This is a genomic window from Ruegeria sp. HKCCE4148 (assembly GCF_017872495.1).
GTDB lineage: Bacteria > Pseudomonadota > Alphaproteobacteria > Rhodobacterales > Rhodobacteraceae > Ruegeria.
On record NZ_JAEDOS010000002.1, the window covers coordinates 167,155 to 180,736 of the forward strand.

The following is a 13,582-nucleotide window of genomic DNA, read 5'->3' on the forward strand; positions in this document are numbered from 1 at the left end:
CTCAGTATTTGGTGCGGATACAGTAGCCGGGATGATGTGTCATCCGGGCAAAGGTCAGCGGCTTGTCCTCTTTCCAGGTGGTGCGCTCCATCTGAATCATCGATGTGCCGGTCGTCGTCCCCATGAACTCTGCCAGTTTTGCATCGGCAGAAATGGCGCAGAATGCAACTTCAGCTTCGGTGAACGGCGCGGCATTCAGTAACCATTCATGTGGGCCCTGTGCGCACAGGTCGGCATCTTCCACTTCTGGAACTGCATCGATATTGATCCAGCGTTCTTCCAATTGAAACGGTCGGTTGTCCGCGTAGTGCATACAGGTGACATGCAACACGCGCTTGTCACGAGAAATATCTATTTGTGAAGACAGCCAGCGAGGGCTTTCCACCACGTTCCGCTCGACCAGAGCATACCGATAGGTTGCGTTCTGGCTTTCGATCGTCTGTCGTGCGAGTGAGAATTCAAGCTTGGCGTGTTTGCTGGGTTCTTTCTTGACCCGCGTTCCGCTTTTACGCTTGCGTTCGACGAACCCCTGATCGGCCAATTCCCTCAGGGCGCGGTTCACTGTGGCACGCGCGCAATTAAATTCGTCTGCCAACTGTGTTTCCGTTGGCAAAAGAGACCCTTGTGGCCAGACACGGCTTTCAATACGTCGTTTAACTTCGTCTCGAACGGACTGGAAGCTGATCCGCTTTTGTATAGTCACGGGTAGAATTATCCCTTCAAGTATAAAGTGTGTGCATCTGTTCAGAAGCAATTAGAAGTGTAAAGGGGAAGGTGACACTAGTTGGCGTCAAATGTGGTGGTGTTGGCGAGATTTGGCGCAGATTTGTACAAATCTGTGTGACATGCCGTAACGTCACTTTTTGTCGCGAAAGTACTTTACGGGCAAAGGCAAAACGATCAGGTTCTCGGAAGAGTTTTGGAAAGGATCAAGAATGCCTGCGTTGTTGGACACCGTTGACCCGAACGGACTTCAAGAGTTTTCGGTGGTATTCACCGATCGTTCGCTGAACCATATGTCCCAGAAGTTCCAGCAGGTCATGCGGGACATCTCGGACATGTTGAAGGGGGTATACAACGCAGACGGCGTTGCGGTCATTCCCGGCGGCGGTACTTATGCCATGGAAGCCGTCGCCCGTCAGTTTGCGCGGGGGACGGATGTTTTGGTGGTTCGGAACGGGTGGTTCTCGTACCGATGGAGTCAAATCATTGAAAGCGCGGCCCTGACGCAGAGTGCCACGGTTATGAAGGCGCGTCAGACAGGCAATTCCAGCCCGTCGCCGTTTGCGCCCGCACCCATTGACGAAGTTGTCGAAGCCATTCGGTCACAAAAGCCGGGTGTTGTCTTTGCCCCGCATGTCGAAACATCGGCAGGAGTCATTTTGCCGGATGATTACGTGGCCGCGCTGGCTAATGCGGCGCATGAGGTCGGAGCATTGATGGTACTGGATTGCATCGCATCCGGTTGCGCCTGGGTGGACATGAAGGCGACAGGTGTCGATGTTCTGATTTCTGCCCCGCAAAAAGGGTGGAGCGCATCGCCTTGTGCTGGCCTTGTCATGTTGTCCGAGCGGGGCGAAGCCCGGTTGCAAGAGACCAACTCCGACAGCTTTGCGGTTGATCTGAAAAAATGGCGTCAGATTATGCAGGCGTATGAAAACGGTGGTCATGCCTATCATGCAACCATGCCCACGGACGCATTGTTGGCTTTCCGCGATACCATGGCTGAGACCAAAGACTATGGGTTCGAAAAGTTGCGCGCGGCGCAATGGGCGTTGGGAGATGGTGTGCGGGCAATGCTGAAGGACAAGGGCATCGTTTCAGTAGCTGCTGACGGTTTTGGCGCGCCCGGCGTTGTGGTCAGCTACACTTCGGACCCCGACATTCAGAGCGGCAAGAAATTTGCAGCGCTGGGGATGCAGATTGCTGCTGGCGTGCCCCTGCAATGTGATGAACCCGAGGGGTTCAGCACCTTCCGCCTGGGTCTGTTCGGGCTCGACAAGCTTTATGATGTGGACGCAACCATTGCGCGCTTGAAACGGGTGCTGGATCAGGTTCTGTAAACGAACCGGGCCTTAGCGGACGCCAAGGCCCATCTGCATCAGTGTCTTGCGTACGGGCGGCAGAGAATAGAGCGCGCTCAGCCCCATGGCCCGTGCGTCACGCAACGGACGCGCCTCGATCATCGAGGCGCGGTTCAACAGGTCGATGCCCCTGACGCGCATTTCGACCTCGGTATGGCGGGCCTTGTGGTATGCATCCAGCATCTGAGCATCGCCCAATCCTTCGGGACGGGCCTGTGCCAAATCCAGCAGACAGCGCAGATCACCCAAAGACATGTTCAACCCCTGAGCGCCAATCGGCGGCACCACATGCGCCGCTTCGGCCATAAGGGCAATGCGTTCGCCAGCCAGCCGCTCAGCAGACTGGCTGATAATAGGCCAGATCGTCCGGCGCGACGCCAACTTCAAGGGGCCAAACAACCCGCAGGATCGTTCGGTCATTGCGGCCTCAAATGCTTCAGGCTCGAGGTTCAGAAGGTCGATTGCCTTCGGACCACGCTCCATCCAGACAATGGCTGAGGACGGCTGCCCTTGCCAATCGGGTAAGGGGACTAGCGTGAACGGCCCGCCCGATCTGTGAATCTCGGTTGAAACGTTTTCATGCGGAATGGGGTGGGTGACGGCAAAAGCCAGCGCTTTCTGGCCATACCGTGTTGTGTGAACCGATATCCCGGCGGCATCGCGCATGGGCGAATTGCGGCCATCGGCGGCCAGCACCAGGTTACACCGAACGCGGCTGCCATCGCTCAGCCCAACGCGGGCTTCGGCGGTGCGGGTGAATAGGCTGGTCGTACCTGTGCCGGGGCGGAAATCGACATTGGGAAGTTCTGCCAGTCGCGCCACCATTTCCCGGCGCAGCAGCCAGTTGGGCAAGTTCCAACCAAAGGGTTGATCAGAAATGTCGGCGGCATTGAAATCGCGCACAACGCGCGGTTCGGGCACGTCACCGCCTGCGTCTACGATACGCATGATTTGCAAAGGCGCTGCATGAGCGTCCAGACGCGCCCAAAGCCCGCACTGTTCGAGCAATCCGTGCGCGGGCTGCAGAAAGGCAGTGGTGCGCAGGTCCGATCCGTCCACATCCCGCTCAGTGATCGGAGGGGTCGGGTCCACGCAGATCACGTCAAAGCCTGCTGTTCCGAAAACCGCTGCTGCGGTCAGGCCAGCGATGCCGCCGCCGGAAATCAGGATGTCACAGCTGTCAGTCATGGCGCCTCTCATCGGTTTGGGCAGAACCTAGTTCGGTTCGACCCCAAGCGCCAAGTGACATCCTGTCCCGTGCCTCAGCCCCGAGAAATCAGGACGAGAATCAAAAACATCACCGGCACCATCATCAAGGCAGGAATGAAGAGACCGGGCAGGCCGAACAACATGATGGAACAGCCCCACATGCTGAAAATCGCACCGGCGGTGTAATACAGATCTTCTGCCTTGCCATTGACCGCATCGCGGGCCAGCCATCCGAATACAGGGATTGCAAAGAAAAGGCGCTGCCAAATCGGCAGGCGGCCGGTCATCTCGATCGCGGTCATTGAGGTCTCCATCTGTTCGTCGCTGACGTGCATATAGGGACGAGGATGCAGGTGCAGAATGTGCGGATCGTCGCAGTGTGACAGCCTATCGCAGGCGAGCCAGAAACGCGGTCAAATCGTCCGTGTGATGGTGGATGTGATCTGCGTCATGCGGGTCAGGCGCCACGTGCACTGTGCGCATTCCCATCTCGTGCGGAGCCGCCAGATTGCGCGCATCATCCTCGAACATGGCGGCTTTTTCAGCTTGGATACCATCCTGGGCAAAGATGGCCTCAAAGGCTGCTTTTTCGGGCTTGGGCCGATAGCCTGCATGCTCAACGCCATAGATTGCATCGAACAACCCGGAAAGGCCGCGCGCATTCAGCACGCGTTCAGCGTAAGGGGCGCTGCCATTGGTGTAGACAATGCGCCGCCCAGGCAGGGCGCGTATGTGATCGGCCAGGTCTTCATCTGGGTCCATATGGCTCATGTCCACCTGATGGACTGCGTGCAGATACGGGTCGGGGTCCAGATCATGTTCGGCCATCAAACCGGCCAGCGTGGTGCCGTATTCGCGCCAGTAATGCGCCCGCAAACGGTCCGCCTCGGCTTGATCCACACCTATGGCCCGCATGACATAATCCGTCATCAGCACCTCGATCTGATCGAACAGACGCATGTGTGGCGGGTACAGGGTGTTGTCCAGATCGAACACCCACTGTGTGACATGAGAAAAAGCCGGTTTGACCATAAGCAGGGTGTAGGGCGCGGGCGCGGTGTTTTCAATGCTCTACTTGATCGTTCCCCCTTTGGACGGATAGACATGTCCGAACGAGGAGATAATGAACCCCATGAGCCAGACCCGATCCCCAACCAAGGATGCCTATAGCCTGATACTCGAAGCTATCGACGTGGGTGTCTACAAACCCGGTGATCGTCTGGTGGAAAGCGAGCTGGCCGAACGGTTCGGAGTGTCACGCACGCCGATCCGCGAAGCGTTGCAACGGCTCGAGACACAGTCACTGTTGGAACGGGACGGCCGGTCGCTGATCGTGGCGTCGCTGGATCACAACCAGATGGCCGAGCTTTACATCGTACGTCGGGAACTGGAGGGGTTGGCTGCAAGCCTTGCGGCCAAACATGCGACCGAAGAAGAGATCAAGGTTCTGCAGGAGATGGTCGTCGAAGATGACAAGCTGATTGATGACCCGTCGGCATTGTCGCGTGCAAACCGGCGCTTCCACGAACAGATCCATCTGGCGTCTCATAATCGCTATCTGGTGCAGCAACTTGATCTTGTGCATCGCACAATGGCGTTGATGGCAACCACCTCTCTGGCGGTGCAGGGGCGTGGTGAAATCGCCCAAAGTGAGCATAAGGGCATTGTCGAAGCCATTGCCGCAAGGGATGAAGAGGCAGCGGCTCGAGCGCTGAAGGATCATATCTCGATCGCGTTCATGACGCGCCTGAAACAGGACGCAAGCCTGCGCGACAAATAAGTATCAGGCCAGCGGCTGATCTTCGCTGGCTTGCCCATGTTGGGTTTTGTCCCAGAAGAATGGATTCGTTGCCAGCTCCCACAGAGCTTTGTAGGCTGCAACCACGCCCAAGGGGTAGTACAAAGCCATGGTGGGAACCCAGGGCAACAAAAAACGCCGCTCTCGTGCCGAAACGGCAAGACAGCCAACGCAGATATTCAACGCCTCAGTCGTCAAAAACAACAGCACCAGCGCCGTAGTCAGATTCTGTGGCAAAACGGGTGCCAGCGGATTGGAAAGCCCCAACGTTGAGAGCCAGAATACCCACAGAACAGGGGCCAGCAAAAACTGACCCAGCGTGCCTAGGAAAAACGCCTGAAGCCCCAAAAACTGCGCGGCGCCCAGATCGCGCAATAGTCTTTTTGCTGAGCGCATGTGCACAAGATACGTCACCATAAAGCCCTTGAGCCAGCGTGAGCGCTGTTTCACCCAAGGCCAGGCGCGAAAATTTGCCTCTTCATAAGTTGTAGTGTCCACCAGTTCGGTTCGGTATCCGGCCCGGCACAGCCGAACGCCAAGGTCAGCATCTTCGGTCACGTTGTGTGCATCCCAGCCTCCCAATTCCAACAGCTTGTCTCGACGGAAGAAAAACGTTGTCCCACCCAACGGGACGACAAGCCCCAAGCGCGCAATTCCGGGCAGAATGATGCGAAACCAGCTGTTGTATTCGATGGTGAAGCAGCGTGAACGCCAATTTGTGCGTGGGTTGTAGTAATCCAGACTGCCTTGAAGACACACGACCTCGGGCGGAGCCTGGGAAAAATGCGCGACGACCCGTTCGATCTGATCCGGCTGCGGTGCGTCTTCGGCGTCCCAGACACCCACATAGTCGCCGCGGCAAAAGTCCAAGGCATAGTTCATGGCGCGCGGCTTGGTGGTCAGCCCGTCCAATTCTGGCACCTCGACAATCCGCATCCAGCTGGGCAGGTCAATCTTCGCCAAAGTTGCGCGCGTGACCTCATCTTTTTCTTCCAGCACCAAGATAACGTCCAAGAGCGCCTTGGGGTAGGTCAGGCGTTTGAGCCGTTGGACAAGCGCATTCGCAATCTCGCGTTCTTTGTAAAGGGGAACCATGATCGAAACGCAGGGTTGTCGCAGGGTGACAGCTGCATCAGACGCTTCTGGCTTCTGACGAAAGCTGTGGCGCAAATAGGCAAAAGTACCGGCAAGGCGAAGAACAGCAAAGAGAATTAAAGTTCCCACAGCCGCGGCAAGCAGGGTCGCCAACACAAACCACGGGAAAGCAAAAAACAACGCAATAATTCCAAGCGCTGAAACAGACGGTACGATGCGCGACCCAATCGTCCAGTTGCGGCAACTCTGATCCGCATCAACCCGTGTTTCTGCAGCCTCTGCCAAAGGGCGCGAAAACTGTCGGGCAATAGTGCGGTCGATCTGATCAGAAGCCGCAAGAACTGGAATGATCGTGTAGTCGCAATCCCGCATGTTGTTTGTGACAGCTGGAAACCGATCCGGACGCGCTGTCGCAACCAACAGAAGCGGGCCCACGCGCATCCACGGAATGACGTTGTGTTTCAACCAAAAGCCAACTGGTTTCAGGTCGCACAGCCCCGGCATGGGCGGGATCTGTTCCAAGTTCGCAATCTGCCAGCCGGACTGGACAGACAGGGCATGCAAGATGTCTTGCCGGGTGGCAAATCCTTCACCCACCAAAATTTCGCCCAAAGGCGCGTTTTGCTGGGATTGCAAATGCAAGGCGTGGTCGAGTTCCGACTGCGTCAGAGTTTCGACTTCTACCAGACAGGTGCCCAGCGGTTTTCGAAATCCGGGAGCGGGGATCGGAGAAGCGGCTGTGAAATTTTGGAGATTAAGCTCAACCATAAAAAGAATCCTGGCACAGTTACCCGTGCTCAGGGTTGTTCGATCAAGGTTAACGTGCCGTTAACACTGCAAAGCTTGAGAGTTATGCGCTCTGTTTTTTCTTTTCCATGGCGTCAGCGAAACGCTCGAACAGATAGAAACTGTCCTGAGGCCCGGGGGATGCTTCCGGGTGATACTGCACCGAATAAACGGGCCGATCTGTCATGCGAATCCCGCAGTTCGACCCGTCAAACAAAGATTGGTGGGTTTCCACAACGCCATCGGGCAGAGACTGAGCATCAACCGCAAAGCCGTGGTTCATCGAAGTAATCTCAACCTTGCCGGTATCCAGATCCTTGACCGGATGGTTGGCGCCGTGGTGGCCGTGGTTCATCTTGACTGTCTGACCGCCCAAGGCCAGTGCCAGCATTTGGTGGCCGAGGCAGATGCCGAAAACAGGCAGATCGGTGGTCTCCAGTATCTCTTTGATCATAGGCACAGCGTATTCTCCGGTCGCTGCCGGATCGCCGGGGCCATTCGACAGGAACACTCCATCAGGCTGATGGGCAAGCACCTCGGCGGCAGTGGCTGTTGCGGGCAGTACCGTTACATCACACCCAGCTGACGCAAGACAACGCAGGATGTTGCGCTTTGCACCATAGTCGACGGCCACAACCTTGTGCACCGGGGCTTCCTGACGCTGATACCCGTCAGGCCAGGCCCAACGCATTTCGTCCCAGCGATAGCTTTGAGCACAGGTCACATCCTTGGCCAGATCCATGCCCTCCAGACCGGCAAACCCACGGGCGGCTGCAACCAGTGCCTCGATGTCGAAATTGCCTTCGGGGTTATGGGCCAAAGCAACATGAGGTGCGCCTTGTTGACGGATAGCACGTGTTAAACGGCGGGTGTCGACGCCGCCGATCGCGATCCGTCCGCGACGGGCCAACCAGCCTTTGAGCTCCTCGGCCGATCGCCAGTTCGAGGGCTCGGTCGGATCCCATTTTACAACCATGCCTGCAGCAACCGGGTCGCCGGTTTCATCATCTTCGGGGTTCACGCCGACATTGCCGATATGCGGGAAGGTGAACGTCACGATCTGACCGGCGTATGACGGGTCTGTCATGATTTCCTGATAGCCTGTCATGGCTGTGTTAAAGCACAGCTCGGCCACAGTCTGCCCGGTGGCGCCAAAGCCATTGCCATAAAACAATGTACCATCGGCCAATGCCAGACATGCGGTGGGCTTGGACGGGGCGTTCTGGGCCATGGCGCGACTCTCCTTCAAGGTAAACCGGCGCATACCTAAGGGGGTTAGGCGCGTGGGTCAAGCCTGTTCAAATTTTTGGCTATTGTTGTTTTTCAAAGACTTAGATGTAATGGCTTCCTGTTGTATCAGGCTTTTTGTTTAGATATGGTCGGGGTTCCGTTGTCATGGGGATGGACAAACCAAATGGACATGCGATCACGGGTGAACACAGCCCTGAAGCAAGCAATGAAAGACAAAGCGGCCGAGCGTCTGTCGACGTTGCGGTTGATCAACGCGGCTATCAAGGACCGTGACATCGCCGCGCGCGCCTTGGACAATGAAGAGGCCAAGGGTTGCGGCGATGCTGAGGTACTTGAAATCCTTGGTAAAATGACAAAGCAACGCAAAGAAAGCGCCCGTGCCTATGAAGAAGGCGGCCGTTTGGATTTGGCCGAACGCGAGATGCAGGAAGTTGCGGTCATCGAGGAATTTCTGCCCAAGCAGCTGGATGATGACGAGGTGTCAAAGGCGATTCAGACTGCGATCACCGCAACCGGGGCCGGATCCATCCGAGACATGGGTAAAGTCATGGGCGAATTGAAGACTCGTTACACCGGACAGATGGATTTTGGCAAAGTTGGCCCGATGGTCAAAGATCACCTTTGCGCGGCGTCAAACGGCAACTGCTGAAAAAACAAAATGAACGATGACCTACTGCGCGACCCGTTCGCGCAGTCTTGTGCTTAGTTCGTCATAAAGCGTTATCCGCTCATCTTCCGATAAAAACGAACCGATCTCGACCTCGCGCCCATCACCGACAAGCGTGACATAGTGAGGGACGGGTCCACCTTTCTCGTGCATTTCTGTCCTCGCCCAAAAGCGGTTGCAGGACCATTCCTGTTGGTCTTTGCCGGGTGTGTAATGCACCAGATGCGCTTGCGTATCAGACAGCGTCAGAACCTCGAAAACGCTGCGTGCGCGATAGTTGGTCTGAATGGCCAGCCAAAGGCCAGATACCGTGATCAGAAGAAAGGGTAATAGCCCCCACAGAACCACGGACCCCAGCATGGCCAGCAAAGGGATAAGGCCAAACAGGAACACCGAAAGTATAGTGATCATAGCTCCGCGCGGAGGCAGAGAGTTATGCGGCCAAAGGCGCAGCTCTTGTTCCGTTTCGGATGTCTGATTCCATGTATACGGCATATCGGGAACATAGCGCAGGACTGTCTTGTGTCGACGGGTTTTGACTAGATGACGTGACCGACACGCGCCCAGGACAGGGCATCGTCCAAACGGTCATCTCCCCAGAACACTTCTTGGCGGACGACAAAACTTGGGGCGCCGAATACGCCCAGCTTCATAGCTGTTTCTGTTTCGGCTTCAAGCGCTGCGGTGACGTCATCACTGCGCGCCCGTCCCAGCGCCAACCTGGGGTCTTGCTGGCATCGTAAAAGGGCTTCGGACAAGGCGTTCTCGCTTCCGGCTTCAATCCCTTCTTCGAACCAGATACGGTACAGCGCCTGGGTAAAGGATTTACCCCAACCTTCGATCATTCCCAGCACGGCGACCTGATTGGCCAGAGCCAGGTCTGAAACAGGGTAGGGCGCAGGCAGGTTGGCGTGAATGTGGTACTTGGCGCAACGGCGCTCGATATCGCGCCACATATAGGCCGATTTGACCGGCTTTCCGGTAAACGGAATGTTCTGTTGGGTCGACATCACGGTACGCACGTTAAACGGCCGCCAGTTCACTGTGGCGTCATGTTCGGCGCACCACTCGTCCAGACGCATCACGGTTAGGTAGCTATAAGTACTGCCGATCGAGTACCAAAAGTCGATTTCAGGCATAGACGACCCTCCGGCTGTCTTGCACTGATATAATACCCGATTTTGTCCTGATTGGCGAACGTCGGGTCCGCGCAAAGAAAAACCCCGCCACTTGGGCGGGGTTTCTTTGGATCATGTTGGGATTAGTGCGCGTGGCCCTTGTCCCAGTCTTCCTGCTTGGGCAGCTGCTCGAACGTGTGTTCGGGCGGCGGCGAGGGCAGGGTCCATTCCAGTGTGTCGGCGTATTCGTTCCACGGGTTCGGACGCGTCTCTTTCGCGCCACGGAACAAAGCGTAGAACACGATGCCGAAGAACAGCAGGAACGAAGCGAACGAGATGAACGCGCCAATCGACGATACGAAGTTCCACTGAGCGAACGCTTCGGGGTAGTCAATATAGCGGCGCGGCATGCCTTGACGGCCCAGGAAGTGCTGCGGGAAGAAGGTCAGGTTGGCGCCAATGAAGAACATCCAGAAGTGAACCTTGCCCCAGAACTCGGAATACTGACGGCCTGTCATCTTCGAGAAGTAGAAGTACACGCCAGCGAAGATTGCGAAGACGGCACCCAAGCTCATCACATAGTGGAAGTGTGCCACCACGTAGTAGGTGTCATGATAAGCACGGTCGACACCGGCCTGCGACAGAACCACACCGGTCACACCACCAACGGTGAACAGGAACAGGAAGCCGAAGGCAAACAGCATCGGAGTTTTGAACTCGATCGAGCCGCCCCACATGGTCGCAATCCACGAGAAGACCTTAACGCCAGTCGGAACAGCAATAACCATCGTTGCCAGCATGAAATAGGCCTGCTGACGTAGCGACATGCCAACGGTGTACATGTGGTGCGCCCACACAACGAAGCCCAGAACACCGATCGCGATGATCGCCCAAACCATCGGCAGGTAGCCAAAGATTGGCTTGCGCGCGAAGGTAGCGATCACGTGGCTGATGATGCCGAAACCGGGCAGGATCACGATGTACACTTCCGGGTGGCCGAAGAACCACAGGATGTGCTGATACAGGATCGGGTCACCGCCACCAGCAGGGTCAAAGAAGGTGAAACCAAAGTTGCGATCCATCAGCAACATGGTGATCGCGCCTGCCAGAACCGGCAGCGACAGCAGAATCAGCCACGAGGTGACGAAGATTGACCAGCTGAACAGCGGCACCTTGAACAGGGTCATGCCCGGGGCACGCATGTTCAGGAAGGTGGTGATCATGTTGATCGCGCCGAGGATCGAGGAGGCGCCCGATACGTGCACGGCGAAGATCGCAAGGTCCATGGACATGCCGCCCTCGGTCGTGGACAGCGGCGGGTACAGAACCCAGCCTACGCCTGAACCAAGCTGGTCGTTACCACCGGGGCTGAGCAGCGAGGCCACACCCAGAGAAGTACCGGCGACGTAAAGCCAGAAGGACAGGTTGTTCATCCGCGGGAACGCCATATCCGGCGCGCCGATCTGCAACGGCATGAAATAGTTGCCAAATCCGCCGAAAAGCGCCGGGATGACAACGAAGAACATCATCAGAACACCGTGGTAGGTGATCATAACGTTCCACAAATGTCCGTTGGGGGTACATGGGTCGGCCATGAAGCCTTCCAGGCACATGTACTGAACACCGGGGTGCATCAGTTCAAGCCGCATGTATACGGTCATCGCTACCGAGATCAGACCGGCCAGGGCCGAAACGATCAGGTACAAAATCCCGATGTCCTTGTGGTTGGTCGACATGAACCAGCGCTGGAAAAAGCTGCGCTCGTCTTCATGGTCGTGACCATGAATGGCTGCGTCTGCCATTATAGGTGCCTCCTGTTGCAACTGCACCGCGCAGTCGGACCTCTCCAACGCGCGGGATTCCTGCTGGTTTTAGATTGCGAAGAGGGTACCTTCAATGGCCGAGTTTGATCTGGATCAAGATTAATTGTCGCGGGCAGGGGGCTGTCACGCTGTTTTTGTGTCTCGAACAGCGCTTATCTGGGTATGTCTGCCCGGTTTTCAAGCCGCAGATGGTGGCCCGCAAGGGCGTTTGGCAGAGTTCCGCCTTGACCGTCATGGGCAGGCGTCTCAGAACTACGCCAACACCCGCAATCCGGAGACCTGATATGGCTGACTACGATCCCGACAACATCTTTGCCAAAATCCTGCGCAATGAGATCCCCTCGACCCGCGTGTTCGAGGATGATGAGACGTTGGCCTTCATGGATATCATGCCGCGTTCGGACGGTCATTTGCTGGTGATACCCAAATCGCCGTGCCGCAATGTGCTGGACGCCACGCCCGAGCAACTGGTTGCCGTGATGAAGACGGTGCAGAAAATGGCACAAGCAGCGAAGGCGGCATTTGATGCAGACGGAGTGACGATCCAACAGTTCAACGAAGCCGCAGGCGGGCAGGAAGTTTTCCACCTGCACTTCCATGTCCTGCCGCGTTATGAAGACGTGTCGATGCGCCCGCCCGGAAAGATGGGTGATTTCGACCAGATCGCGCAGCACGCCGAAAAGATCAAAGCCGCATTGTAAAGCTGAGTTTCAGTTATCCGCCGTAACGAATTTCGGACCTACACCCCATCAAAGGGCGCGGCGTTTACGCGCGTATCAATCAGGGGAAAGAGAATTGCCGTTCCGATTTGGGGTCGGAACGGCAGACTCGTAACCAAACACTTCTCGGATTTCGAGGGCGAGCCCTGGATCACCGGTTAACATACCACTCACTCTTGATTGGCAGTTTCATACTACTCGTTAACGGCCCCTTTGTATCTAGTTGAGTTAAATAATGTCTAAAAAAAACGATAAACCCGGCTTAAACACGGTTAATTGCTTCAGGTGTCGGAAACAGAGCTAACCGCTTGAGCGTATTGTTTTGAAGCTCGCATGATATCACCGATTCGCTTTGCTGAGATACAGGGTGACTCACCCGTCATTCGAACCAAAGACATCCAAAAATGTCTTCTCTAACGCGGCATCAAGATCAGCCATGGTCACAGGAAGCCCCAGATCGACCAGAGAGGTCACGCCGTATTCGCTGATCCCGCAGGGGACGATTCCCGAGAAATGCTCCAGGTCTGGCTCGACGTTGATCGAGATGCCGTGAAAGCTGACCCATTTGCGCAGGCGCAGACCAATGGCTGCGATCTTGTCTTCCGCCGGCTTGCCCGTCACCGTGAGCGGCTTGTCGTCCCGCCGAACCCAAACTCCAACGCGTCCGTCGCGGATCTCGCCGTGTACATTGAATTCAGCCAGGGCCGAGATCACCCAGGTTTCCAATTGCTTTACAAACTGGCGCACATCCCGTCCGCGTTTGTTGAGATCCAGCATGACATAAGCCACACGCTGACCCGGTCCGTGATAGGTGTATTCACCGCCACGTTTGCTTTCATAGACCGGAAACCGATCAGGATCGGTTAGGTCCTCGATCTTGGCTGAGGTGCCGGCAGTATACAATGGCGGATGCTCCAGCAGCCAAACGCATTCTTCAGCGTTGCCGCGTGCGATTTCGGCAACGCGGGCCTCCATGAAGGCCACGGCGTCGTCATAGCTGGTCAGACCATCGGTGATTTTCCATTCCATGCC

General features: G+C 56.3%; 14 protein-coding genes. 4 read left to right on the forward strand and 10 right to left on the reverse strand.

Annotated elements, in window-relative coordinates; translation table 11 throughout:
• Window position 1: 1 nt before the first annotated feature.
• Window positions 2-703, reverse strand: a complete 702-nt coding sequence (locus I9187_RS06010; protein ID WP_171619306.1) for a GntR family transcriptional regulator — start codon at window positions 701-703, stop codon at window positions 2-4.
• A 232-nt stretch (window positions 704-935) separates the two neighbouring features.
• On the opposite strand from I9187_RS06010, the gene I9187_RS06015 reads away from it, so the two are divergent.
• A complete protein-coding gene (locus I9187_RS06015) occupies window positions 936-2,063 on the forward strand; it encodes an aminotransferase class V-fold PLP-dependent enzyme (protein ID WP_171174693.1) in 1,128 nt (375 codons plus the stop codon).
• 12 nt (window positions 2,064-2,075) lie between these two features.
• Here I9187_RS06015 and I9187_RS06020 read toward each other — a convergent pair whose 3' ends face one another.
• The 3 genes from I9187_RS06020 to I9187_RS06030 all read right to left on the reverse strand — a co-directional run bounded on the left by I9187_RS06020 (window position 2,076) and on the right by I9187_RS06030 (window position 4,325).
• Complete coding sequence (locus tag I9187_RS06020) at window positions 2,076-3,272, reverse strand: UbiH/UbiF family hydroxylase (RefSeq protein ID WP_171174691.1); 1,197 nt, start codon at window positions 3,270-3,272, stop codon at window positions 2,076-2,078.
• Window positions 3,273-3,346: 74 nt separating this feature from the next.
• Window positions 3,347-3,595, reverse strand: a complete 249-nt coding sequence (locus tag I9187_RS06025; RefSeq protein ID WP_171091130.1) for a hypothetical protein — start codon at window positions 3,593-3,595, stop codon at window positions 3,347-3,349.
• 85 nt (window positions 3,596-3,680) lie between these two features.
• On the reverse strand, window positions 3,681-4,325 hold the full coding sequence (locus tag I9187_RS06030) for a pyrimidine 5'-nucleotidase (RefSeq protein WP_171174689.1): 645 nt from the start codon (window positions 4,323-4,325) through the stop codon (window positions 3,681-3,683).
• Window positions 4,326-4,425: 100 nt separating this feature from the next.
• Between I9187_RS06030 and I9187_RS06035 the strand changes: the two genes are divergently transcribed.
• Window positions 4,426-5,073, forward strand: a complete 648-nt coding sequence (locus I9187_RS06035) for a GntR family transcriptional regulator (protein ID WP_171174686.1) — start codon at window positions 4,426-4,428, stop codon at window positions 5,071-5,073.
• Between the two features lie 3 nt (window positions 5,074-5,076).
• Here the strand turns inward: I9187_RS06035 and I9187_RS06040 are convergent, their stop codons facing one another.
• Together I9187_RS06040 and carA are read right to left on the reverse strand one after the other, a co-directional pair.
• Window positions 5,077-6,954: a glycosyltransferase family 2 protein gene (locus tag I9187_RS06040; protein WP_209509222.1), complete on the reverse strand. Its 1,878-nt coding sequence runs from the start codon at window positions 6,952-6,954 to the stop codon at window positions 5,077-5,079.
• 82 nt (window positions 6,955-7,036) lie between these two features.
• Window positions 7,037-8,203: a glutamine-hydrolyzing carbamoyl-phosphate synthase small subunit gene (gene carA / locus I9187_RS06045; protein WP_171174681.1), complete on the reverse strand. Its 1,167-nt coding sequence runs from the start codon at window positions 8,201-8,203 to the stop codon at window positions 7,037-7,039.
• Window positions 8,204-8,386: 183 nt separating this feature from the next.
• Between carA and I9187_RS06050 the strand changes: the two genes are divergently transcribed.
• Window positions 8,387-8,872: a GatB/YqeY domain-containing protein gene (locus I9187_RS06050; RefSeq protein WP_171174673.1), complete on the forward strand. Its 486-nt coding sequence runs from the start codon at window positions 8,387-8,389 to the stop codon at window positions 8,870-8,872.
• A gap of 21 nt (window positions 8,873-8,893) precedes the next feature.
• Here the strand turns inward: I9187_RS06050 and I9187_RS06055 are convergent, their stop codons facing one another.
• From I9187_RS06055 to ctaD, 3 genes are all read right to left on the reverse strand, one after another.
• Entirely contained in the window at window positions 8,894-9,385 is a 492-nt protein-coding gene (locus I9187_RS06055) for a DUF2244 domain-containing protein (protein ID WP_171174670.1), read from the reverse strand.
• Between the two features lie 44 nt (window positions 9,386-9,429).
• Window positions 9,430-10,029 (reverse strand): 2-hydroxychromene-2-carboxylate isomerase, encoded by a 600-nt coding sequence (locus I9187_RS06060; RefSeq protein WP_171174668.1) that lies wholly within the window; start codon window positions 10,027-10,029, stop codon window positions 9,430-9,432.
• Between the two features lie 122 nt (window positions 10,030-10,151).
• Window positions 10,152-11,810 carry a cytochrome c oxidase subunit I gene (ctaD, locus tag I9187_RS06065; protein WP_171089416.1) on the reverse strand — a complete coding sequence of 553 codons (1,659 nt, stop codon included), beginning with the start codon at window positions 11,808-11,810 and terminating at the stop codon, window positions 10,152-10,154.
• A gap of 305 nt (window positions 11,811-12,115) precedes the next feature.
• On the opposite strand from ctaD, the gene I9187_RS06070 reads away from it, so the two are divergent.
• Complete coding sequence (locus I9187_RS06070) at window positions 12,116-12,532, forward strand: HIT domain-containing protein (protein ID WP_209940110.1); 417 nt, start codon at window positions 12,116-12,118, stop codon at window positions 12,530-12,532.
• 390 nt (window positions 12,533-12,922) lie between these two features.
• Here I9187_RS06070 and lipB read toward each other — a convergent pair whose 3' ends face one another.
• A complete protein-coding gene (gene lipB, locus I9187_RS06075; RefSeq protein ID WP_171174664.1) occupies window positions 12,923-13,579 on the reverse strand; it encodes a lipoyl(octanoyl) transferase LipB in 657 nt (218 codons plus the stop codon).
• Between the last annotated feature and the right edge of the window lie 3 nt (window positions 13,580-13,582).

Bases quoted from the DNA above. Each gene is read 5' to 3' on its own strand.
- I9187_RS06015 (WP_171174693.1), top strand. From the start codon at position 936: ATGCCTGCGTTGTTGGACACCGTTGACCCGAACGGACTTCAAGAGTTT.
- I9187_RS06020 (WP_171174691.1), bottom strand. From the start codon at position 3,272: ATGACTGACAGCTGTGACATCCTGATTTCCGGCGGCGGCATCGCTGGC.
- I9187_RS06025 (WP_171091130.1), bottom strand. From the start codon at position 3,595: ATGACCGCGATCGAGATGACCGGCCGCCTGCCGATTTGGCAGCGCCTT.
- I9187_RS06030 (WP_171174689.1), bottom strand. From the start codon at position 4,325: ATGGTCAAACCGGCTTTTTCTCATGTCACACAGTGGGTGTTCGATCTG.
- I9187_RS06035 (WP_171174686.1), top strand. From the start codon at position 4,426: ATGAGCCAGACCCGATCCCCAACCAAGGATGCCTATAGCCTGATACTC.
- I9187_RS06040 (WP_209509222.1), bottom strand. From the start codon at position 6,954: ATGGTTGAGCTTAATCTCCAAAATTTCACAGCCGCTTCTCCGATCCCC.
- carA (WP_171174681.1), bottom strand. From the start codon at position 8,203: ATGGCCCAGAACGCCCCGTCCAAGCCCACCGCATGTCTGGCATTGGCC.
- I9187_RS06050 (WP_171174673.1), top strand. From the start codon at position 8,387: ATGGACATGCGATCACGGGTGAACACAGCCCTGAAGCAAGCAATGAAA.
- I9187_RS06055 (WP_171174670.1), bottom strand. From the start codon at position 9,385: ATGCCGTATACATGGAATCAGACATCCGAAACGGAACAAGAGCTGCGC.
- I9187_RS06060 (WP_171174668.1), bottom strand. From the start codon at position 10,029: ATGCCTGAAATCGACTTTTGGTACTCGATCGGCAGTACTTATAGCTAC.
- ctaD (WP_171089416.1), bottom strand. From the start codon at position 11,810: ATGGCAGACGCAGCCATTCATGGTCACGACCATGAAGACGAGCGCAGC.
- I9187_RS06070 (WP_209940110.1), top strand. From the start codon at position 12,116: ATGGCTGACTACGATCCCGACAACATCTTTGCCAAAATCCTGCGCAAT.
- lipB (WP_171174664.1), bottom strand. From the start codon at position 13,579: ATGGAATGGAAAATCACCGATGGTCTGACCAGCTATGACGACGCCGTG.